This window comes from Streptomyces sp. NPDC050422, from assembly GCF_044458665.1.
GTDB lineage: Bacteria > Actinomycetota > Actinomycetes > Streptomycetales > Streptomycetaceae > Streptomyces.
In genome coordinates, this window is sequence record NZ_JBITIE010000014.1 from 134,609 (window position 1) to 154,376 (window position 19,768).

Sequence of the window (19,768 nt, forward strand, 5' to 3'; positions counted from 1 at the left end):
TCGGTCACGTGGCTTCTAGGGCCGGCCCGTCGGTGAAGGTGGAGGCCATGGCGGGTGGGTTGATCGGTTCGCGATTCTTGATCACTACCGAGCCTGCTGATTAGCTGGCCGGCATGACTGAGCTCGGACCCGTCGCCTGGCCACCTGCCCCGATCAAGACCGAGCGGCTCGTGCTGCGTGAGCCCGAGGCCCGGGACCGTGCGGCGTTCATCGAGCTGCTGGCGTCGCCAGAAGTGCACACCTACCTCGGCGGCCCGCGCCCGCGTGACGAGCTTGAGCGCGAGATGCCCGAGGTGCCCGAGCGGTGGCCCGGGAGTTTCGTCGTTAATCTCGACGGGGCGATGATCGGCCAGATCCTGCTCAGGAGAGCATCGGCGGACCACCGCCCGGCTGCTGTGGGGAAGGCCGATCTCGGTTACCTGTTCCTGCCGCAGGCGTGGGGATTCGGGTATGCGGCGGAGGCATGCGGGGCGGCACTTGACTGGTTCGACGGCGTCTTTCCCGGCGAGCCGGTGGTGCTCGCCACCCAGACTGCCAACGTCGGCTCGATGCGCCTCGCGGCAAAGCTGGGGTTCACCGAGGTAGAGCGGTTCCAGGCGTGGGGCGCCGAGCAGTGGCTTGGCCTGCGGCCCCCCATCACGCCGTCCGATTGAGTTCGTGCTCGACGGCGCGGATTGGCAACTCGACCGCCTCAGGAAACGCTGTCCATTCTCGTGGACGATGCCAGTCAGCTGTTTTCGACGGCTGTGCGCCGGCGGAAGGCAGCTTGTCGGCATCGGTGTGAGCAGTAGCGGGCATCGCGCCGTCGGTCGTTGCCGGGTGTCAGTCCTCATCGACGTACCCCACCTTGAACGCGGCCTGCCCCAGCTTTCCGACATCCAACGCCCCACCCCCGGATCAACCACACCGAACTGATCCGAGTAAAGCCGCCCTCAGGCGTCGGCCGCCAGCGATACGAGCTCAAACCGCCCGAGAGAGGGAAGACCACATGAGAAGAACGAAGGTCAGCGGCAACGCAACCTGAGACGCACCCACCCGGCAGGCAACATCACATGAGACCGGCGGCGTGCCTCAACGCGGCAGCGATAACGTCACCCGAGACCAGCGCCGAATCCACCAAGGTCACCTGAGACAACGAGAACATCTCGCGAGACGGGACAGGACGCGCCGCGCAAGCAGCGGCACACGGTCACCCGGATCTTCCACCGGCTGATCGAGGAACATGGCGCCGACGAAAGTTCTGAGCGCTCCGTTCGTGGAACGGTCACTGTGACTGTTCCACGAACGGAGCCCCCAGAGGGCTGTGGGACGTGCGAGGAGGAGACCTCAAGCGGGCAGTTTCGTGTCGACGACGAAGCTGATCTCGATGACCTGGCCGGGCAAGGTCAGTTCAGTGATGCCCAAGACCGTGCTGGCCGGGCGGTGGTCGCCGAAGTACCCCAGGTTGCCCTCCGCCGTCGCCGCGGCATTCTGCCGCAGGTTCACCACGTACAGGGTCTGCGAGACGATCTGGTTCCGGGTGGCGCCGTAGTGGTCCAGGACCTTGTCCATGTTGGCGTAGGTCTGCTTGAGCTGCGCGGCGAAGTCGCCCGCGTAGAGGAACTCGCCTGCCTCATCGAACGAGAGCTGTCCAGAGACGTGAATCAGCTCGCCGGCCTTGATCGCCTGTGAGTAGCCGAAGTCGCTCTCGGCCGGCACGTCGTAGTGGAAGACATCAAAGGTGGCCACGGTGCTCGCCCTTCCGGTTCGCTCTCTTGTAGTTACTCAGGAACTGTAAGAGAGTGATGGCTGACCTGGAAGAACGCACTTTTCGGTAACTGAGGAACCTGATGGTGACCAAGCAACTGCTCAAGGGCCTGCCCGAGGACGCCGACCTGCGGCGCGCTGACTCCCTGGCGCGGGAGATCTTCTCGGACGTCGCCAACAAGTGGGCGCTCCTGATCATCGAGGCGCTCGGCGAGCGCACCCTGCGCTTCAGCGAGCTGCGGAACGAGGTCGAGGGCGTCAGCCACAAGATGCTCACCCAGAACCTGCGCATGCTGGAGCGCAATGGTCTGGTCGACCGGAAGGTGCACCCCACCGTGCCGCCGCGAGTCGAGTACACCCTCACCGCGCCGGGCCGGGCCCTGCGCACCGCGGTCGACGCCATATGCGGCTGGACCCACCAGCACCTTGGTCACATCGAGAGTGCACGCGGCCGTTTCGACGCCTGACGGGCACGCAGCGATACCCTCGCGCGATTCCGTGATCGACCCCGCGCCGGCGGCCACCGCGTGGCCCGAGCTCCGCCTGATCGGGCTGCTGAGCCATCCTGTGCCACAGGTTCAGAAACAGACATCTCGCAGGCGGCGGACCGCCCCATGGACTCGGTGCTATTTCTCGTGAACATCCACGAGCCTCAAGATCACCAACTGCTGCCCACCGGCAGACAAACGCTGCTGTTCGAAGTGAGCGAAGCCAACCGCGCTGCCTACGGGCGAGCGGGACACCAACCGTCAGCCCGTCCCGCACAACCGTGGGCACCGCAGGTCAGAGCATCACCCTGCCCAGAGTTATCCGGGACAGGACAGCTCGGAGCGGTCGGTGATCTGATGGTTGACCTTCACCTTGGGGGAAGCCCCAGCATCGGTGGGGCCGGGCGACGTGCCCGGCGGATGAGGAGGAGCGGGATGGGCCTGCTGACAATCGGGGCGTTCGCGAAGGCGTCCCGCCTGTCGCCGAAGGCGCTGCGTTTCTACGACGAGCTCGGCCTGCTGCCCCCCGCACGCGTCGACCCGGTGAACGGCTATCGCCTCTACGCCCCGGAACAACTGGACCAGGCCCGGTACGTCGCCTGGCTTCGGCGTCTGGGGCTGCCCCTGGCCCGGATCCAGCACGTCATCACGCTGGAACCGGCCGCGGCGGCCCAAGAGATCCGGGCGTTCTGGGCCGAAATGGAGGCCGACACCGCCGTGCGGCGGGAACTCGTCTCCTTCCTCATCGACCATCTCTCCTGGAAGGACCCCTCCATGTCTTCGGCCACCCCGCCCCTGGGAATCCGTTACGCCGCCCTTTCCGACACGGGCCTCGTCCGTGAGAGCAACCAGGACACCGCCTACGCCGGTTCCCGCCTGCTCGCCGTCGCCGACGGCTTCGGCACCAAGGGAGCGCCCGCGAGCGCCGCGGCCGTCGGTGCGCTCAAGCGCCTCGAAACCGACAGCGTCCCGGCAGGCGATCTCCTCAACCTCCTCGAAGACGCCGTCGAGCAGGCCAAGCAGGCCGTCAACGGCGTCGCCGGGCCCGACTCCGCACCCGCGGAGGCCGGCACCACGCTCACCGCGATGCTCTGGACCGGCTCGCAGCTGGCCCTCGTCCACATCGGGGACTCCCGCGTCTACCTCCTGCGCAACGGGGAGCTGTCCCGGATCACCCACGACCACACCATGGTGGAGTCGATGGTCGCCGAAGGCCGGCTCACCCCGGAGGAGGCCGCATCCCACCCCCAGCGGGCCCTGCTGGTCCGGGCCTTGGGGCCCGGAGCCGATGCCACCCATGACAGGCACCTTCACGACGCCCAGCGCGGAGACCGGTACCTGCTCTGCTCCGACGGTCTGTCGAGCGTCGTGCAGATCGAGGAAATCCGAAGGGTGCTCGCCGGGATCAACGAGCCCGAGCAGGCCGTCCGCGACCTCATCGCCCTCGCCAATGGCTCCGGCGGCCCCGACAACGTCAGCTGCGTGGTCGCCGACGTCGTGGATGTTCAGCAGTAGGCGCGAGCGGCGTGCCCGGCGAGCTGCCGCGAAAACCGGTTGCCGTGCCACGCCGGGGCACTGCTAATCTCCCGGAGGCCGTGCGAGAGAACGAGGAGGTGGTACCCGTGAACGCAGTATCGACATGGGTGCTCCCCTCCGGGGTCACGGTCGGGCGATAGGTCGTCGTCCGGGAGCGCCGTTTCTCAGCTCTCCCGAAAGGCACGACCATGCAATTCACTTCCGAACAACGCCTCGACGACGGTGTCCACGAGCGCGAGTTCACCCTCGGCGAGATCCCCGGCATCCTGTGGACGCCCGCATCCTCATCCGTATCCGCACCGGCTCCGCTGATCCTGCTCGGCCACCCGCCCCTCGGGCTGCGCAGGATGTACCCGCGGCTGGCGGCCCGGGCTCGGCACGCCGCGGCCAACGGCTTCGCCACGGCCACCATCGAGCTCCCCGGTAGCGGTGACCGGCCCCGTTGGCCCGCCGCCGAGCAGGCACGCACCGACATGCGCCGGGCCGTCGAGGCCGGCGAGCCGGTCAGCGACGAGATCGTCGACGCCCTCGTCCTGCCGCTGGTCGACAAGGTGGTCCCGGAATGGCAGGCCGCCCTGGACGCCCTCCTCGCACTGCCCGGGATCAGCGGCCCGGTCGGGTACTCGGGGGGAGTGATCTCCATCGGCATCCGGCTGGCGAGGGTTGACCCGCGCGTCTCGGCCGCCGTTCTCTTCGCCGGGAGTTTCGTGCCTCGCGCCATGTTCGAGGAGGCCCGCCGGCTCACCGTTCCGCTGCATGTCCTGCTGCAGTGGGACGACGACGGGAACGACCGGCAGGCGGCCCTGGACCTGTTCGACGCCTTCGGCTCCGAGGAGAAGACCCTGCACGCCAACATGGGCGGACACACCGGCGTCCCACAGTTCGCGGGGGACGCTGCCGACCAGTTCTTCACCCGGCACCTGAAGTAGGGCCGGGCCGGACGGCCCGTCCGAGAGAGGGAACCCGCGGCTGGTCGGGGCGAGTTCGGTTGCGGACAGGAAACCGGACTCGCCACCGCGCCCCCGCCCCCACCCACTCGACCAAGTCGACTTCGAACAACGAACAATCACAACTAGTAGCCTCAAACCTGATAGTAAGGGCACATATATCAAGACAACGGGGCAAATCCCCGTGTGGTCGGCATTCCCCCAGCGCACTCAAGTCGGAGCCACCATGCACCTGCTGGACCGCGTCCCGCCGCGTCGAACCCTTGCGCGTGCCGCAGGAGTGATCGCCGTGGCAGCCCTTCCTGTCACTGTCATCTGGTGGCTCGCGGAGACCACGGCCGCACAGTCGCTGTACCGGGGCATGACCTTCATGCTCGCTGCCGTCACCCAGCTGTCGCTCTCCCGCCAGTTCGTTGCCGCCGGCGCGGCGGGCGTCGCCGCAGTGGCGGGCGTTCTCGTGGCCGGAAGCCTTCCACTCGCCCTTGCCGCGGTGGTCGTGGCCTGCCTCCTTCAGGCCGGGTTCAACATGTGGAGCACCGGCGTCGCGGCCCTTCTGCCATCGGTGGTCGTGTCGTACGCCTTCAGTACCCCGGTGTGGTCGGTGCCCGCCGCGGCGGCGGTATGGCTGGGGGCCGGTCTGGCAGCCCTGGCGGCCACCGCGATGCGGATGGGAGGGCCGTCTCATCCCACCCCGTCACGCGCGGCGATGCCGCACGCCTTCGCCCTGGCAGCGGGCTGTGTCGCCCTCGTTCTCCTGCAGGACTCCATGGGCCTGCCGCACGGTAGCTGGGCCGTGTTGACCTTCTGTCTGGTCTTCGTCCCGGCATCACACGAAACGGCCAGACGTGTCAGGCTACGCATCACCGGCACTCTGGTCGGAGCCGTACTGGCAGCAGCGGTCGCCGTCGAGGCGCCGCCCGTCGTCTGCCTCGTCCTCGCTGCCGGGTGCGCGGTCATGGCGGTTGCCTACGCGCTGACGCCCGAGGCCGACCTGCAGTACGTCATCTTCCTCACGCCCACCGTCATCCTGCTGCACGGTGCTTCCCACTACGGCACCGAAGTACTGGGGCTGACCGCCGAACGCGTGGGCCTCACAGCCGTCGGGGGCCTGCTCGCACTGGTGTTGACCAAGCTCTTCCTCCACCGCCCGAGTGCGGTACCCGAGAGCTGACGCCCCGGGCTCACGGACAGCGCTGCCCTGCGGACAGCTCAGGTGCCATGGCCGAGAGGGGAGACGGGCGGACAACAACAGGCTGTCGCCCGGCCGAAGGCCGCCCGTACTCCCACGGGGTTCTACCGTGCCGGCAGGAAGTGCATCGGCGGTGCCGGTGCGAAGCGGTCGGTGACGTCGCCGACGAGGCCGCCCTCAAGGCCGGTGTCATGGGCCAGGTCCAGCTTCAGAGCAGGCGCGCCCTCGGAGAGGTCGAGTCCGGACATGCGGACCCAGACGATGTTGGGTCGCGAGGTGGACTCATAGACGTAGATGCCGTTGCTCAGGTCCGCGAGCGTGCGCCAAATGGTCTGCGAGGCGTAGGGCTTGTGAGGATCGGCGACGCGGAACGGCTGGGCGGCGTTACGCATCACGCTCAGCAGTGAGGCGATCCCCTCAGTGGTGCTGCCTGGCTGCGGGAGCCTGGTCAGGTAGTACGCCGCGCGTGCGAAGCGGTCCGAGGGATCGGTCCCGCCCGGCAGGGGCTCGCTGCCGCCCAGGCCCTCGACCGTGCGCAACTGGGCGAGCTGTTCTTCGAACGGAGGTGAGTTCGTGACCACCGTGTAGGCGGGGTCGTGATGGACCCGCGGCGTCCCGTCCAGGTACTCGACGATCGCCGAATCACCCGACCGGTCGTCCAACGCCATGTGCAGGGTCACGGACTTGTCGCTCGACGGGTCGCTCTGGGCGACGACCTGAAGCTGGGACTTCTCGATCCACGCCACCGCGTCGGCGACGGTCGCGAAATTGTCGAGTACGTACTGCATCCAGACCGCCACGCTCAGCGCCGGGCGGCTCTCGTCCCGCTCGCCGTAGTCGGACTCCGGGAGGAAGAGCTGGTGCGCCGCGAGCCCGGCTTCGTTGAAGCCGTCGACGGTCATCAGATCATGTGCGCCGGCGACCAGGCTGCCGTACTCGGAGGTCCAGGCCAACGCCCCGCCGAGCCCGTCATCACGGGCCATGCCGCGTGGGAACGCCCAGAGGTTCGTTCCCATCTCCTCCATCCAGTCCATGTTTCGTCCGACAAGAACAGCCCGGCCCGCATCAGCCCATAGCGCCCGCGTGCACATAGATTCTCGCCTTCCGCCGTTGGTGCGTGAACTGGCCCGTGGTGGACGGGCACCTGTTCATTCTGGCGCCATTATGGCGAATAAGGTGACAATCAGCCTGTTGATGAGGTTTTCCCTGCAGAGGAGCATGAATCACCCGCCCGCCCCGCGGCCCGGCGGCCCGGCGGCCCGCCCCTCAGCCGTACATCGCCACCCGGTACAGCGCCGCCAGCGCCTCGTCGATGGGATGCGGCTGCGGGTGGCCGGCGCGGTCGAGCCGGTTCCACCTCTGCATGTTGACCGCGACCGCCATCTGCCGTCGGCCGTCGGCACGGGTCATGGCCAGCGTCCCACCGCCCCAGACCGTGCCGCCGTGGCCCCAGAAGATGGCCTGCCCGGAGCTTTCCATCGGGTACAGACCGAGGCCGTAGTCCATCAACTGTCCCTCCTGGGAGACGACCGGGCCGGTGCGTTGCATCTGCGCCAGCGACGACGCGCTGACGATCTCCCCGGCCAGCAGCATGCCGAAGAAGCGGTTGAGGTCCGCGACGGTCGATGTCAGCGAGGCCGACGGCCCCGCGTACGACATGTCGAAGACGCTGTAGTCGCGCGGCGGGTCGATCATGCCGAACCACGCCTCGTAGAGCTTCGAGTGCGGCCCGTCCATGTACGGCCCGGCCGGGAATCCGGTGTCCCGGAGCCCGGCGTGCTCGATGACGTCCCGGGTGATGCACAGCTCGGCCGTCGTTCCGCTCACCTCTTCCAGGAGTTGAGCGAGGAGCAGGTAGTTGGTGTTGGAGTACAGGCCCGGTGTGCCGCCCGGGGCGCCGACGGGAGGCGCGGTGACGCCCATCCCGATCAGGTCGAGGGGGTCGAACCGCGTGAACCGGTGATCGTCCAGGCTCTCCGGCCCGGTCTCCGCGACGAAGGGCATCCCCTTGAGGGACGGGTAGGCGTACGGGAGGTACTCGGCGAGGCCGCTGGTGTGGTTGATCAGCATCCGTACCGTGATCGCGTCGCCGCGTTCCCCGGGAACCAGCTTCGGAAGGTACCGGCGGATCGGTGTGTCGAGGCCGATCCGGCCGTTCTCGACCTGCCGCAGGACCGCTGCGGTGGTGAAGGTCTTGGTGATGCTGCCGACGCGGTGCCGCATGTCGGCGGTGACGGGACGGCCGGTGGAGACGTCGGCGACCCCGGCGGCGCCGCGCCAGACCTGATCGCCGTCGATCACCTCGGCGAACAGACCCGGCATCCCGGCGCGGCGGACGTGGTCGAGGGCCGCGTCCAGGGCGGCGCCGTCCAGTGCGTTCTTCACGTCATGCGTCCTTTCGTGTTCCCCGGGGGTGAGCTCCGCGTGGGTCACCCGCCCCCGGATGACAGTGCACGAGTGGCATGCCGGTCCGCCTTCAGGCCGTCCGACACCCCCTTGCCCTCATTATGCACGCAGTGCGTGCAACGCCAAGTGCATAAGTTAGACTGAGATCCGGCGAGAGGAGCGACATGGCAGGTCGAAGGCGTTGGTCGACTGAGGAAATCCTCGATGCGGCAGTGGAGTTGCTGCGCGAGGGCAGCGCAGAGTCGTTCAGCGTGCGCAAGCTCGCTGCGGCCCTCGGGACCGATTCCTCCAGCCTCTACCGGCACTTCCGCAGCAAGACCGAACTGCTGCGGGCGGTCGCCGACCGGATTCTTCTGGACGCGATGGAGGGCTACCTCCCCGAGGGCGACTGGAAGCAACGCATCATCTCCCTGGCCCTGCGCGTGAGGGAGGCGTTCGGGCGACAGCCCCAACTCGCCGCGGTCTGGGGCCGTTACGCGTCAGGCGGCACCGGTTCCCGGCTGGTCGTGGAAGAGGTGCTGCAGGCCCTGCGCGCGTCGGGGCTGCCCGACGAGGAGATCCCGGTGTGCTATCACCGGCTCGCGGTCCTCATCGCCGCGCTGGTCGCCTCCGAGGCCGGAGTCAGCACCATCACCTCGGAGGAGTACGAGCAGGGGATGGAGCTGTTCCGCGTCTCGGTACTCGGCGCCGACCCCGAGCGCTTCCCCGCCCTGGCCCACTTCGCCCGCGACGTCCGACCTCTCGGGGCGGACCGCGGCGCCGCTTTCGAGGAGCTCCTCGCCGCCCAGCTCGCCCAGATCGAGGGCGCGGTCCGCTCGGCGTAGACGGCGCCGCCGGCCGGGGCAGGTCGGGGCCGGTCAGGTCGGGGCTGTTCGGTGCAGGCCGGGGCCGGTCAGGCCGGGCGCGTGCTGCGGAACGCCCGCCGGTAGCTGTCCGGCGGGACGCCCACGATCTTCTTGAACTGGCGCCGGAGCGTCGTCGCGGTCCCCATACCGGTGGCGACGGCGACCGCCTCGATGCTCTCGTCGGTGGCCTCCAGCAGCTCCTGGGCGCGGCGTACGCGCTGGATCAGCAGCCACTGGATCGGCGTCTGCCCGATCACCGACCGGAACTGCCGCCCGAGGTGCCGCGGGCTCGTGTTCGCCTTCCGCGCCATGTCGGCCACGGACAGCGGCTGGTCCAGCCGCTGCTGGACCCAGGCGAGCAGCTGGGCGAGCGCGTGGTCGCCCGGCGCCTGCACCGGAGTGGACGCGAACTGGGCCTGGCCGCCCGGCCGGTGCGGCTGCATGACGAGGCGGCGGGCGACCGAGTTGGCGACGGCCGCGCCGTGGTCGACGTGGATCAGGTGCAGGCAGAGGTCCACGGCGGCGGCCTTGCCCGCGGACGTGAGCACGCTGCCGTTGTCCGTGTACAGGACGTCCGGGTCGACCTGGGCCAGCGGATGGCGGGCGCTCAGCTCGGCGGCGTGGGCCCAGTGGGTGGTGGCCCGCCGGCCGTCCAGCAGGCCCGCGGCACCGAGTACGAACGCCCCGGTGCACAGCGAGGCGACCCGCGCACCCGCCTCGTGCGCCGCCCGCACCGCCTCGACCAGCTCCGCGGGCGGCGGTACGTCGATGTCGACGCACGCCGGCACGATCACGGTGTCGGCGGCCGCCACCCGGTCCAGCCCGTGCTCGGGCTCGACCTTGAACGGGCCGACCTTGACCGGACCCGGGCCGCAGAGCTGGACGTCGTACCAGCCGTTCGTCGCCTCGCGCGGCGGGTTGCCGAAGATCTCGTACGCCACCGCCAGCTCGAAGTGCAGCAGGTCACCGGCGGCCAGCAGCGCGACAGTTGGCATGTCCGAAAGTGTACGCATGCTGTCGGTCCGGACCCTCACGGTCGGGCTCCGGCCCCGCTGAGACTGGAGTCCTCACCACATCGAGAGCGAGCGGGGAACCATGAACACAGCGGCTGCGGTAGTGGTCTACGGAGCGACCGGGCACACCGGGCGTTTCATCGTCGCCGAGCTGCGGCGGCGCGGGCTCACCCCGATCGTCTCCGGGCGGAACGCGGCCCGCCTGGAGGCGCTGGCGGCCGAGTGGGGCAATGTGGAGGTGCGGCCGGCCGGTGTGGACGACCCGGCCGCGCTGGACCGTGCCCTCGCCGGTTCGGCAGCGGTCATCAACTGCGCGGGCCCCTTCGCGGTGACCGGGGGCCCGGTCGTCGAGGCGGCCCTGCGGGCCGGGATTCCTTACGTCGACGTCGCGGCGGAGATCGAGGCGAACGTCGCGATGTTCGCCGACCACACGGACGCGGCCCTGGGATCGGGCACGCACGTGGTGCCCGCGATGGCCTTCTACGGCGGGCTGGGCGACCTGCTGGTCAGCGCGGCGTTGGGCGACCGGACGGCCGCGGAATCGGTCGATGTCGCGTACGGGCTGAGCAGTTGGCGCCCGACGGCAGGCACCCGGGAGGCGGGGCAGGTGTCCCACGACCGCCGCGCGGGCCGTCGGGTGCGGTTCGCGGACGGCGCGCTGCGGTACCACGACGACCAGGTGTCGCAGGGCGAGTGGCTCTTTCCCGAGCCGCTGGGGCGGCGCGCCGTGATCACGGAGTTCACCATGGCCGATGTCGTCACCGTCCCCAGCCACGTGAAGGTGCCCGAGGTCCGCACGCACATGTCCGTCGAGGCGGCGGGCGACCTGGCCGGGATGGACACTCCGGCACCGGAGGCGGTCGACGCGCTGGGGCGCTCCGACCAGACGTTCGTCGTCGACGTCCTGGTCCGCGCGGGCGGCGTCGAGCGCCGCGCCACGGCCCGTGGCCAGGACATCTACGCGGTCACCGCCCCCCTGGCGGTGGAGGCCGTCGAGCGCATCCTGACCGGCCGCACGCGGACCACGGGCGTGGCCTCGGCAGGTGCGATGTTCGACGCGACGGACTTCCTCCGCGCGCTGGCCCCGTACGTGACGGTCGAACTCCCGGCTGACCGGTAGCCGGCCGCGTACGTGACGGTCGAGGTGCCGGCCTGACCGGTATCCGGCCCCCGTACACACACGAAGCGGTACGGGTGCGCAGCCCCGGGCCCCCGCAGCGTCGGGGCGGCCCACCCCGACGCTCATGCCAGGAACGCCGACACGGCCGCCGCGAACCGGTCGGTGTCGTCGACCCACGGATAGTGTCCGGCCCCCTCCTGCACGACGAGCGCCGCGTCGGGGAACAGTGCGGCGAAGGCGGCCGCCGAGCGGGGCGGGCTGTTCAGGTCGAACTGGCCGGCCAGGAGCAGCACGGGCGCCCCGAAGGCGGCCAGCGCCACGCGGGTGGCCGGCGGGTCGAAGGCGCCGGCGGCCCCGAAGCGGGCAACGGCCTCCGGGTTGTCCGGCCGGCTCGCCGCATGGTGGTCCCGGGCCGCCCCGTCCCACCGGCCGTAGAAGAACGGGTCCACGGCCGCCCAGTCGGTACCAGTCCCCCGGGTGATCGCCTCCAGCGCCGCGAACGCCGCCGGGAACCACGGCTCGCCGCCCCGCAGCCGGGCGAGCTCGCGCCGCTCCTCGCCGGTGATGTCGATGCCGACGGCCCGGGCGCCGGGCGCGATCAGGGCGAGCCGGCCGACGCGCGACGGGTGGCGGGCCGCGTACTGCACCGCGATGTTCGCGCCGGCGGAGTGAGCGAGCAGGTCCGTACGAGGAAGGCCGAGGTGGCGTCGTAGCGCCTCGATGTCGTCGACGAGGCGGTCGCAGCGGTAGGTGGCGGTGTCCTCGGGGACGGCTGAGCGGCCGGTGCCGCGCAGGTCGGGGACGATCAGCCGGCGATGGGCGGACAGGCCGCCGAGGTCACCCAGGTAGCGGGAGTCCGCCGGGCCGCCGGGGATGCAGAGGAGCGGGTCGCCGTCTCCGTACGTGCGATAGGCGAGCAGGGTTCCGTCGGGTGCGCTGAAGGTGGGCATGGGGCCCGATACTGCCAGTCATAACCAGGTTATACAACCCGGTTATGACTGGTCGGCGACCCGGTATATAACTGTGGTGTGGCAGCCGGAGAGAACACCCGACACAGCGCGACGCTGACCGAGGAACAGGCCGAGCGGATGCTCGCCGGGATGAACGACGTCATCCGGGCCGGCGAGGAGATGCGGAAGCTCCGCGCCGAGATGATCAAGGTGTTCGTCGGTCTCGGCTGGACCCAGGACCGCATCGCCCGGCTCACCGACATGAGCCAGCCCGCCGTGTCCAAGCAGGTGACGAAGTACCGGGACGCCGATCCCGCACCTCCGATGGACCTCTCCCTCGACCAGCACGACATCCCCTGGCTCGAAGGGCGCCTGTGGGGCCTCGCCGAGGACCTCTCGGAGACGTACGCCGACAGCGCCCGCTGCACCCGATGCGTCAACGCACTCGCCCGGGGCAGGAAGCGTTTCACTCCCGAGAGCGTCGACGAGCTGCGCCGGCTCGTCGAGGAGGATCTGCGGCTGCACGCCGGGGAACTGCCCGGCGGACACCGGAGCGCGTACGACGACATCAGCCGCGCGCTCGACGTGCCGCCCCGGACGGCTGCCGCGCCGGCCGGGACGGCACCCGTACGACGCGCCCTCGCCCACCGGATCCAGCGCGACCGGCTGAGGGACGGGGACGCCTGAGGCTCAGGCGCTGCGGGCGCGGACGGCGAGACTCGCCGCCAGGACGCTCGGCACGAGCAGCAGGCCGAACGCGGCGGCGTAGGCCGGCAGGTCGGCGGAGCCGAAGCCCAGGAAGAGGTTGAACACGGCGGCGGCCACCCCCATCACCGCCATCTGCCCCAGGTTCTGACTGGTCTGCATCGCGCTGCTCGCGTAGCCCTGCCGGTCCGGCGGACTGTGCGTGAGCGAGAGCAGGGTGAGGGACGGGGCAGCCATGCCCATGCCGACGGCCGCGAGCACCATCGCCCCGGCGGCGGTCAGCGCGGGCAGCCCGGGCAGCGTCCCCACTGCGGCGATCGCCACTGCCGCCCCCATCACCAGGGCCCCTGCCGTGACCATCCGGTGGCGGGAGACCCGCCCCTGCAGGCGGCCCTGCAACCAGGAGGAGCCGGCCCAGGCGATGGCGGCTCCCGTGAAGGCGAGGCCGGTCTGCACCGGCGGCACGCGCCGGGCGGTGGTCAGCAGGAGGGGCACGAAGGCCTCCAGCGTGAAGTACGCCCCCGAGGTCAGCCCGCGCAGCAGCACGGCCGCGGGCAGTCCGCGCGCGGCACGCCAGGTGCCCGGCGGCAGCAGTCGCGGTACGAACACCGCCAGCAGCGCGAGCCCCGCCACCCCGCACAGCAGATGACGTACGTCCCAGCCCGAGACGGCGTACTGCCCCATCGCAGCGCCCACGCTCACCACCGCCGCGACCACCAGCGTGGGCCGCGACGCACGCCCCGCTGCCGAGGAATCGGGCTCGGACGGATCGGGCTCCACCGGATCGGGCTTCGGCAGATCGGGCTCCGGCAGGCCGGGCTCCGGCTTCTCCAGGGGCGCCTGCCAGGAGCGGCTGCGCAGCAGAACCACCACGGCCAACGAAGGAATCACGGTCAGAGCGGCCAGTCCGAAGAACACGACACGCCAGGACCACCAGGCGGCCACCAGTCCCGCCAGCGGCGGCCCGGCCAGCGACGGGATGATCCAGCACGTACTCATCAACGCCAGGGCCCTCGCCCGGAGTCGGTCCGGATAGGCATGCGCGATGGCCGTGTTGATGGCCACCGCGATCATTCCGGCCGCCACCCCGTCCAGGAAGCGCCCGACCGCCAGCTGCCAGATCGTGGTGCTGGTGGCCGACACGACCAGGGTGACCACGGCGAGCACCACGCCCGCCGCCAGCGGGCGCGCCGCCCCCGCCCGGTCCGCCCAGTCACCGCCCAGCACCCCGCCGAACAGGCTCGCGGCGACGAAGCAGCCTGCCACCAGCGGGTAGAGCGGCACCCCGTCCAGCTCGCGGGCGGCCATCGGCAGCATGGGGACGACGGCGAGCGCGGCGAACCCGGTCAGGAACATCACCGCGGCGAAGCTGATCGTGGCGGCCGCATACGCCCGGGAGAACAGCCGCTCCTCGGCGCCCTCGGTCCGTGTCGGCGCCGGTGCCGTCATCGCCGGCCACCGACCGTCGACCCGTCACCTTCGTTGCCGCGGAGGCCGCGGAGGCCACGGTCGTCGCGGAGGCCACGGTCGTCGCGGAGGCCACGGTCGTCGCGGAGGCCACGGTCGTCGCGGAGGCCGTGGGCGTACCCGTGGACGGACGCTTTCGGATCATGGGTCACGGGCGTTCAAGCTAGGGGGGCGGCGCAACGGCCCGCCACTGGATTTCGTGCCGGTCCGCCTCCGCGGCCATGGGTTCGGCGATGCGTGCCGCGATGGCGTCGTACGACGAGGCGTTCCGGGTGACGGCCCATGACTCGCACCACGAGATCCAGGCGCAGGTGGAGCGGCAGATTCCGATGGCCTCCGCCGACGCCCCGTGGCGGCCGCGGGTGCGCGATCGGGGGCAGGGAGCACGTGGGGCCCGGCGCCCGCGGCACAGCCTTGCCGGGGCCGGGGCCTGGGCCGGGGACACGGGCACTGACGCGCAGGCTGCGGGGCGGGACGGGAGCCGCAACCGTGAGACATGTCCGCTTGCGGACGATCCGCCACAGATCGAATTGTTACGCTGGCAGACATGACCGCCATGGCGCCCACCCGCACCGCACCGGACCTCTCGTACCTCCTGGACCACACCAGTCACGTCCTGCGGACCCAGATGTCGGCGGCCCTCGCCGAGATCGGGCTCACCGCGCGCATGCACTGCGTGCTGGTCCACGCCCTGGAGGAGGAGCGCACCCAGATCCAGCTCGCCGAGATCGGCGACATGGACAAGACCACGATGGTGGTGACGGTGGACGCCCTGGAGAGCGCGGGCCTCGCCGAGCGCCGGCCCTCCAGCCGGGACCGGCGGGCCCGGATCATCGCCGTCACCGAGGAGGGCGCCGCACTGGCCGCGCAGAGCCAGGAGATCGTCGACCGGGTGCACGAGGAGGCGCTGAGCAGCCTCCCCCGCACGGACCGGGAGACCCTCCTGCGCGCCCTGAACCAGCTGGCCGGCGAGCACCTGGCCACCCCGGCCGAGAATCCGCGTCCGGTGCGCCGGGCCCGGCAGAGCCAGAAGTAGGTGCGACAGCACCCGTCATCGGGCCGCGAGTTCCCCGGAAGATAGAACCGAAAGAAATAGTCCGCAACAAAACCATCTGCTACGTTCTCTCTTGTCGAACCCGCCGACAGGAGAGCCCGATGTCTGCCACCGTGCCCATCGTCCCCGCCCCCGCGCCCCCCGCCACCCGCTCACGCGGCCTCGCCCTCGGCGTGATCGCCACCGGTCTGCTGATGACCGTGCTCGACGGCTCGATCGTGACGGTGGCGATGCCCACCATCCAGAACGACCTCGGGTTCACTCCCGCCGGCCTCAGCTGGGTCGTCAACGCCTACCTGATCGCCTTCGGCGGTCTGCTGCTGCTCGCCGGGCGGCTCGGCGACCTCCTAGGGCGCAGGCGCATGTTCCTGGCCGGCACGGCGGTCTTCACCGCCGCCTCCGTACTGGCGGGGGCGGCCGGCTCGCCCGCTCTCCTCATCGCCGCCCGCTTCCTCCAGGGCGCCGGCAGCGCCATGGCCTCCGCCGTCGGCCTGGGTATCCTCGTCACGCTCTTCACCGAAAACAGCGAACGGGCCCGGGCCATCGCCGTGTTCAGCTTCACCGGCGCGGCGGGGGCCTCGATCGGCCAGGTGCTCGGCGGGATCCTCACAGACGCGCTCGGCTGGCACTGGATCTTCTTCATCAACCTGCCGATCGGCCTCGCGGTCCTCCTCGTCGCGGTGCGCGTCCTGCCCGCCGACCGCGGACCCGGCATCGCGGCCGGGGCGGACGCCATCGGTGCGCTCCTGGTCACCGGGGGCGTGATGCTGGGCATCTACTCCGTCGTCGAGGTCGAGTCGTACGGATGGCTGTCGGCGCACACGCTCGGCCTGGGCGCCCTGGCGCTGGCCCTGCTCGCCGCGTTCGTCGTCCGGCAGGCCACGGCCGCCACCCCGCTCCTGCCGCTGAGGATCCTGCGCTCACGCAGTGTCGCGGGCGCCAATCTGGTCCAGATCCTCATGGTGGCCGCGCTGTTCTCGTTCCAGATCCTGGTCGCGCTGTACCTGCAGCGGGCCCTCGGTTACGGCGCAACCGCCACCGGGCTCGCCATGCTGCCCGCGGCCGCGGTCATCGGTGCGGTGTCGCTCGGGGTCTCGGCCCGGCTGAGCGCACGGTTCGGCGACCGTAACGTGCTGCTCCTGGGGCTGGCCCTGCTGATCGGCGTGCTCGGGCTCCTCACCCGGCTCCCCGTCCACGCGCACTACGCCACCGACCTGCTCCCGGTGATGTTCCTGGCCGCCGGATTCGGCCTCGCCCTCCCGGCGTTGACCACGCTCGGCATGTCCGGGGCCGGCGAGGAGGACGCCGGGCTCGCCTCGGGCCTGTTCAACACCACCCAGCAGATCGGCATGGCCATGGGCGTCGCCGTCCTGTCCACGCTGGCCGCCTCCCGTACGGACGCACTGCTCGCGACAGGCGACAGCAGGGCCGAGGCGCTGACCGGCGGCTACCACCTGGCCTTCGCCGTCGGCTCCGGACTGCTCACCGCCGCCTTCCTCGTCGCACTCGCGGTGCTCAGGCGGCCGGACCGGACGACCGCCGCCACCCCCTCCGCCTGACCCCACCCCCCCCAGCAGCCGAAGAACGGACGCCATGACCACGCACCCCACCACCCCCGTCGAGAACGAGCCCGAGTCCGGCCCCGGCGCAGGCCCCGCCCCGCGCGTGCTCACCGATGCGGAACTGTCCCGGCTGCTCGGCGAGCAGCAGTTCGGAGTCCTCGCGAGTGTGCGGCGCACCGGGCACCCCCACCTGACGACGGTGCTGTACTCCTGGGACGCCGAAGAGCGCGTGGTGCGCGTCTCCAGCACCGCCGACCGCCTCAAGCCGCGTCAGCTGCGCACCGATCCGCACGCGGCGCTGCACGTCCACGGCCCGGACGTGTTCTCGTTCGCGGTCGCCGAGGGCGAGGCGGAGGTGTCCGCTCCGGCCGCCGTGCCCGGTGACGCGGTCAGCCGCGAACTCCTCTCCCTGACACCCGGTTTCGAGGACCCGGACGAGGAGGCCGCCTTCCTGGCCCAGGTGGTCGCGGACCGGCGCGTGGTGATCAGGATCCGGGTCTCCCGGCTGTACGGAACGGCCCTGGACGTCCCCGCCGCGGACTGACCGCAGGCCGCAGGGGGCCACCGGGGCCATGTGCGCGACAAGCGGACGCTCTAGGATCCGGCCCATGGCTACCGATCCCGGCTACACCTGCTCCCGCTGCGGCGACCACCACACGGAACTCCCGATGGGGTACTCCACCATGGCGCCCGACGTCTGGGACGCGAGCCTGGAGAGCGACTCCGACAGCATGCTGTCGACGGACCAGTGCATCGTCAGACACGAGCACTACTTCATCAAGGGCCTGATCGAGATACCCGTGACCGGCAGTCGGGAGCCGTTCTCCTGGGGCGTCTGGGTGTCCTTGAGCCGGGAGAACTTCGGCCGGGCGCTCGATGTGTGGGAGACCCCGGGCCGGGAGTCCGAGAAGCCGTACTTCGGCTGGCTCACCACCGAGTTGGGGCTCTACTCCCCCCGTACGACCAACCTCAAGACCAATGCGCACACCCGCCCGATCGGCCGGCGCCCGCTCATCGAACTGGAACCCACCGATCACCCGCTGGCCGTGGAACAGCGCACCGGCATCACGCTCGACCGGGTCCGCGAGATAGCCGAGGCGGTGCAGCACGCCGAGGACAGCCGGTAGAGGCCCTAGCCCTCCAGCCCGGACCGCAGTTGTACGAAGCCCTGCTCGGCGGCCTCGACCGCGTCCCCGTACACCTGGTCGGCGCTCCGGCCCTCGCTGATCCGCCGCCAGTTCTCCAGGGACAGGATGCGCAGGACCGTGATGATCTGGCCCGCGGCCAGCCGGTCCGCCACCCCGTCGCCCAGGGCGCGGGCGAGAGCGGCCTCGGAGCGGCTCTGGTACGCGTGGAGCCGGGCCACCAGGGCCGGCGTCCCGTACAGCAGCCGGTGGAAGGCCAGTACCTCCGGTACGTCGCAGAGGCCCGTGACCGGGTCGCGCCGCTCCAGACCGTCCAGGTAGTGACGCCGCAGCGCGTCCAGCGGGGACTCGTCCTCCGCGCGGCCGGCGACCACCCGCGCGGACTCGTCCTCGTGATCGGCGAACCGGTGGAGGGCCAGGTCCTCCTTGGCGGGGAAGTAGCGGAACAGCGTCGGCTTGGAGATGTCCGCGGCGGCCGCGATCTCCGCCACCGAGACCTTGTCGAAGCCGCGCTCCAGGAACAACGTGATCGCGGCGTCGGAGACCGCCTCGTACGTCAGCTGCTTCTTGCGCTCCCGCAGGCTCATCGGCGCACGGGGGGAGGCCGGCGCTTCCGCTTCCGCCGCGTCGGCTGCCGTCCGGGGGCCGGGCTTCTCTGCGCTCATGACCATGAAGCGTAACGCCTGCGACCTCTAGCGGACTTGACGTCCGACGCCGCCCGGCCCCCTTCCGGAGGGCTCCGTTCCGCGCCTCTACGCGCGGGACCTGATGAGTACGTCGACCCCGTCAAGCACCCGTTCGAGGCCGAACGTGAACTCGTGGTCGGGCTCGTCCGCCGTCCACATCCCCTCGATCTCCATCATCCGCGAGAGCGCGGGATGACGCACGGGGTCGACCAGCCGGCCCAGTGTCCGGGCGTAGCCGTCCATGACCTCTTCCGCCGACACGCCGCGGGACTCGACCGCGGCGTCGAGATCACCCATCAACAGCGCCTCGTTCCGCACGAAACCACTGACCAGAAGGATGACGGAGATCGCCTCACCCGCGTCCAGACCGGCACCATCGAGCGCCTGGAGGCCCTGTTCCCACCAGGCGACCGAGTTCGGGCTCGCGGGCGGTCCCGCGATGGGGATGCGGAGCATCCAAAGACTGGCGTGGTAGACCCGGCGCTGCGCCCAGGCCCACTGGGAGAGCGCCTCGCGCCAGCCGGCCCCCTCCTCCAGGGCGGGCAGTGGGGGCGGCGGGCCCATGGCCGCCTCCTGCATGAGCACGTAGAGCTCGTCCTTGGCGGCCACGTACCGGTAGAGCGACATCGTGGAGACCCCGAGGTCCTTGGCGACCCGCCCCATGGACACACCGCCGAGTCCGTCGGACGCGGCCACCGCCACTGCGGCGTCCACGATGCGCTCCAGGCTCAGCCCCGGCTTGGGCCCCTTCACCGGGCGCGCCCGCAGCCCCCAGGCGGCCTCGATGCTGGCCGGCAGGCCCGTACCGCCCGCCGAACCGTTCTTCTCCGTCACTGGAGCCCACCTTCCCTTGACGGCCATCCTAGTTATGCGTAACCCTTACACAGCAACGCGTATGTCATACACAGA

The 19,768-nt window shown here is 70.7% G+C and carries 21 protein-coding genes; 13 read left to right on the plus strand and 8 right to left on the minus strand.

The features are described 5' to 3' along the window. Positions 1–113 precede the first annotated feature (113 nt). Entirely contained in the window at positions 114–653 is a 540-nt protein-coding gene (locus tag ACIBJG_RS23125) for a GNAT family N-acetyltransferase (RefSeq protein ID WP_399309982.1), read from the plus strand. 673 nt (positions 654–1,326) lie between these two features. Here ACIBJG_RS23125 and ACIBJG_RS23130 read toward each other — a convergent pair. Further along, positions 1,327–1,728: a RidA family protein gene (locus tag ACIBJG_RS23130; RefSeq protein WP_399309983.1), complete on the minus strand. Its 402-nt coding sequence runs from the start codon at positions 1,726–1,728 to the stop codon at positions 1,327–1,329. Positions 1,729–1,829: 101 nt separating this feature from the next. On the opposite strand from ACIBJG_RS23130, the gene ACIBJG_RS23135 reads away from it, so the two are divergent. The 4 genes from ACIBJG_RS23135 (at position 1,830) to ACIBJG_RS23150 (ending at position 5,888) form a co-directional block, all read left to right on the plus strand. After that, complete coding sequence (locus ACIBJG_RS23135) at positions 1,830–2,213, plus strand: winged helix-turn-helix transcriptional regulator (protein WP_399309984.1); 384 nt, start codon at positions 1,830–1,832, stop codon at positions 2,211–2,213. A 456-nt stretch (positions 2,214–2,669) separates the two neighbouring features. After that, a complete protein-coding gene (locus ACIBJG_RS23140; protein WP_399309986.1) occupies positions 2,670–3,749 on the plus strand; it encodes a MerR family transcriptional regulator in 1,080 nt (359 codons plus the stop codon). A gap of 209 nt (positions 3,750–3,958) precedes the next feature. After that, the gene (locus tag ACIBJG_RS23145; RefSeq protein ID WP_399309988.1) at positions 3,959–4,699 is read left to right on the plus strand and encodes an alpha/beta hydrolase; all 741 of its coding nucleotides are present in this window, start codon (positions 3,959–3,961) and stop codon (positions 4,697–4,699) included. A 307-nt stretch (positions 4,700–5,006) separates the two neighbouring features. Further along, on the plus strand, positions 5,007–5,888 hold the full coding sequence (locus tag ACIBJG_RS23150) for an FUSC family protein (RefSeq protein ID WP_399309990.1): 882 nt from the start codon (positions 5,007–5,009) through the stop codon (positions 5,886–5,888). 122 nt (positions 5,889–6,010) lie between these two features. Here ACIBJG_RS23150 and ACIBJG_RS23155 read toward each other — a convergent pair whose 3' ends face one another. Beyond that, positions 6,011–6,997 carry a linear amide C-N hydrolase gene (locus tag ACIBJG_RS23155; RefSeq protein WP_399309991.1) on the minus strand — a complete coding sequence of 329 codons (987 nt, stop codon included), beginning with the start codon at positions 6,995–6,997 and terminating at the stop codon, positions 6,011–6,013. A 175-nt stretch (positions 6,998–7,172) separates the two neighbouring features. After that, positions 7,173–8,291: a serine hydrolase domain-containing protein gene (locus tag ACIBJG_RS23160; protein WP_399309993.1), complete on the minus strand. Its 1,119-nt coding sequence runs from the start codon at positions 8,289–8,291 to the stop codon at positions 7,173–7,175. Between the two features lie 185 nt (positions 8,292–8,476). Here ACIBJG_RS23160 and ACIBJG_RS23165 point away from each other — a divergent pair, with 185 nt between their 5' ends. After that, entirely contained in the window at positions 8,477–9,136 is a 660-nt protein-coding gene (locus ACIBJG_RS23165; RefSeq protein WP_399309995.1) for a TetR/AcrR family transcriptional regulator, read from the plus strand. Between the two features lie 68 nt (positions 9,137–9,204). Here ACIBJG_RS23165 and ACIBJG_RS23170 read toward each other — a convergent pair whose 3' ends face one another. Then, entirely contained in the window at positions 9,205–10,152 is a 948-nt protein-coding gene (locus tag ACIBJG_RS23170) for a GlxA family transcriptional regulator (protein ID WP_399309996.1), read from the minus strand. 100 nt (positions 10,153–10,252) lie between these two features. On the opposite strand from ACIBJG_RS23170, the gene ACIBJG_RS23175 reads away from it, so the two are divergent. Next, positions 10,253–11,290, plus strand: coding sequence for a saccharopine dehydrogenase NADP-binding domain-containing protein (locus ACIBJG_RS23175; protein ID WP_399309997.1), 1,038 nt, complete (start codon positions 10,253–10,255; stop codon positions 11,288–11,290). A gap of 122 nt (positions 11,291–11,412) precedes the next feature. Here the strand turns inward: ACIBJG_RS23175 and ACIBJG_RS23180 are convergent, their stop codons facing one another. Further along, a complete protein-coding gene (locus tag ACIBJG_RS23180; protein ID WP_399310000.1) occupies positions 11,413–12,240 on the minus strand; it encodes an alpha/beta fold hydrolase in 828 nt (275 codons plus the stop codon). A gap of 78 nt (positions 12,241–12,318) precedes the next feature. Here ACIBJG_RS23180 and ACIBJG_RS23185 point away from each other — a divergent pair, with 78 nt between their 5' ends. Beyond that, positions 12,319–12,927, plus strand: coding sequence for a sigma-70 family RNA polymerase sigma factor (locus tag ACIBJG_RS23185; RefSeq protein ID WP_399310002.1), 609 nt, complete (start codon positions 12,319–12,321; stop codon positions 12,925–12,927). A 3-nt stretch (positions 12,928–12,930) separates the two neighbouring features. On the opposite strand, the gene ACIBJG_RS23190 is transcribed toward ACIBJG_RS23185, so the two are convergent. Beyond that, positions 12,931–14,394: an MFS transporter gene (locus ACIBJG_RS23190; RefSeq protein ID WP_399310003.1), complete on the minus strand. Its 1,464-nt coding sequence runs from the start codon at positions 14,392–14,394 to the stop codon at positions 12,931–12,933. On the opposite strand from ACIBJG_RS23190, the gene ACIBJG_RS23195 reads away from it, so the two are divergent. From ACIBJG_RS23195 to ACIBJG_RS23215, 5 genes are all read left to right on the plus strand, one after another. Continuing rightward, on the plus strand, positions 14,385–14,579 hold the full coding sequence (locus tag ACIBJG_RS23195) for a hypothetical protein (RefSeq protein ID WP_399310005.1): 195 nt from the start codon (positions 14,385–14,387) through the stop codon (positions 14,577–14,579). The genes ACIBJG_RS23190 and ACIBJG_RS23195 overlap by 10 nt on opposite strands. A 380-nt stretch (positions 14,580–14,959) precedes the next feature. Further along, positions 14,960–15,448 (plus strand): MarR family winged helix-turn-helix transcriptional regulator, encoded by a 489-nt coding sequence (locus tag ACIBJG_RS23200; protein ID WP_399310006.1) that lies wholly within the window; start codon positions 14,960–14,962, stop codon positions 15,446–15,448. A 119-nt stretch (positions 15,449–15,567) separates the two neighbouring features. Next, complete coding sequence (locus ACIBJG_RS23205; protein WP_399310008.1) at positions 15,568–17,025, plus strand: MFS transporter; 1,458 nt, start codon at positions 15,568–15,570, stop codon at positions 17,023–17,025. A gap of 34 nt (positions 17,026–17,059) precedes the next feature. Beyond that, a complete protein-coding gene (locus tag ACIBJG_RS23210; RefSeq protein ID WP_399310010.1) occupies positions 17,060–17,572 on the plus strand; it encodes a pyridoxamine 5'-phosphate oxidase family protein in 513 nt (170 codons plus the stop codon). 124 nt (positions 17,573–17,696) lie between these two features. Beyond that, the gene (locus ACIBJG_RS23215; RefSeq protein WP_399310175.1) at positions 17,697–18,155 is read left to right on the plus strand and encodes a DUF2199 domain-containing protein; all 459 of its coding nucleotides are present in this window, start codon (positions 17,697–17,699) and stop codon (positions 18,153–18,155) included. 5 nt (positions 18,156–18,160) lie between these two features. On the opposite strand, the gene ACIBJG_RS23220 is transcribed toward ACIBJG_RS23215, so the two are convergent. Further along, positions 18,161–18,844, minus strand: coding sequence for a TetR family transcriptional regulator (locus ACIBJG_RS23220; protein ID WP_399310011.1), 684 nt, complete (start codon positions 18,842–18,844; stop codon positions 18,161–18,163). Positions 18,845–18,925: 81 nt separating this feature from the next. After that, the gene (locus ACIBJG_RS23225) at positions 18,926–19,693 is read right to left on the minus strand and encodes a TetR/AcrR family transcriptional regulator (protein WP_399310013.1); all 768 of its coding nucleotides are present in this window, start codon (positions 19,691–19,693) and stop codon (positions 18,926–18,928) included. Positions 19,694–19,768: the final 75 nt, after the last annotated feature.

Coding starts and splice junctions, on each gene's coding strand:
- ACIBJG_RS23155 (WP_399309991.1), bottom strand. CDS start 6,997: ATGTGCACGCGGGCGCTATGGGCTGATGCGGGCCGGGCTGTTCTTGTC.
- ACIBJG_RS23180 (WP_399310000.1), bottom strand. CDS start 12,240: ATGCCCACCTTCAGCGCACCCGACGGAACCCTGCTCGCCTATCGCACG.
- ACIBJG_RS23145 (WP_399309988.1), top strand. CDS start 3,959: ATGCAATTCACTTCCGAACAACGCCTCGACGACGGTGTCCACGAGCGC.
- ACIBJG_RS23170 (WP_399309996.1), bottom strand. CDS start 10,152: ATGCCAACTGTCGCGCTGCTGGCCGCCGGTGACCTGCTGCACTTCGAG.
- ACIBJG_RS23175 (WP_399309997.1), top strand. CDS start 10,253: ATGAACACAGCGGCTGCGGTAGTGGTCTACGGAGCGACCGGGCACACC.
- ACIBJG_RS23220 (WP_399310011.1), bottom strand. CDS start 18,844: ATGGTCATGAGCGCAGAGAAGCCCGGCCCCCGGACGGCAGCCGACGCG.
- ACIBJG_RS23215 (WP_399310175.1), top strand. CDS start 17,697: ATGGGGTACTCCACCATGGCGCCCGACGTCTGGGACGCGAGCCTGGAG.
- ACIBJG_RS23210 (WP_399310010.1), top strand. CDS start 17,060: ATGACCACGCACCCCACCACCCCCGTCGAGAACGAGCCCGAGTCCGGC.
- ACIBJG_RS23165 (WP_399309995.1), top strand. CDS start 8,477: ATGGCAGGTCGAAGGCGTTGGTCGACTGAGGAAATCCTCGATGCGGCA.
- ACIBJG_RS23190 (WP_399310003.1), bottom strand. CDS start 14,394: ATGACGGCACCGGCGCCGACACGGACCGAGGGCGCCGAGGAGCGGCTG.
- ACIBJG_RS23135 (WP_399309984.1), top strand. CDS start 1,830: ATGGTGACCAAGCAACTGCTCAAGGGCCTGCCCGAGGACGCCGACCTG.
- ACIBJG_RS23200 (WP_399310006.1), top strand. CDS start 14,960: ATGACCGCCATGGCGCCCACCCGCACCGCACCGGACCTCTCGTACCTC.
- ACIBJG_RS23205 (WP_399310008.1), top strand. CDS start 15,568: ATGTCTGCCACCGTGCCCATCGTCCCCGCCCCCGCGCCCCCCGCCACC.
- ACIBJG_RS23140 (WP_399309986.1), top strand. CDS start 2,670: ATGGGCCTGCTGACAATCGGGGCGTTCGCGAAGGCGTCCCGCCTGTCG.
- ACIBJG_RS23125 (WP_399309982.1), top strand. CDS start 114: ATGACTGAGCTCGGACCCGTCGCCTGGCCACCTGCCCCGATCAAGACC.